Genomic DNA, 410 nt, shown 5'->3' with positions numbered 1-410 from the left:
ATTTTGATCCATTCGGCGTTGGTTTCCCACCACCAACGGATGATTTCAAAGAAGTTCATAGCGTTTCTCTATCCCCCTTGCAATTCTGTAAAGGGCATAGAGATTAATCACTGCAAATATTCCCCACGCGACCAAGCTGAAATGCCATTGGCCATAAACGAGGATATTTAACGTCCCCCAAATTAATAAAGAGGATGCAAAGAACGCTGCGACCCCTCTGCCGATTATGCTTTCACAACGCAAAGCAGTAAATTGAAATAGCCCAAATACAATAAACAGCCACTGCCACACATCAAATGAAAAAAACTTTAAAAAACCATCAATAAAGGATTGTTGGATAATAAAGCTATTTGGCACACATAATCCATAAATTCCAACAACCATCAGTAAAATAGAGCTCCACCACTCGG

Annotated in this window: 1 protein-coding gene; it reads right to left on the bottom strand. The window is 40.2% G+C overall.

Features of this window, described 5'->3' with window-relative positions; translation table 11 throughout:
- Positions 1-45 precede the first annotated feature (45 nt).
- On the bottom strand, positions 46-410 hold a 365-nt coding region (locus PQG54_RS12315; RefSeq protein WP_271807741.1), incomplete at its 5' end, for a hypothetical protein.

It is taken from the genome of Commensalibacter communis (assembly GCF_947179015.1).
Taxonomy (GTDB): Bacteria; Pseudomonadota; Alphaproteobacteria; order Acetobacterales; family Acetobacteraceae; genus Commensalibacter; species Commensalibacter communis.
This window is presented reverse-complemented; position numbering and strand designations above follow the sequence as displayed.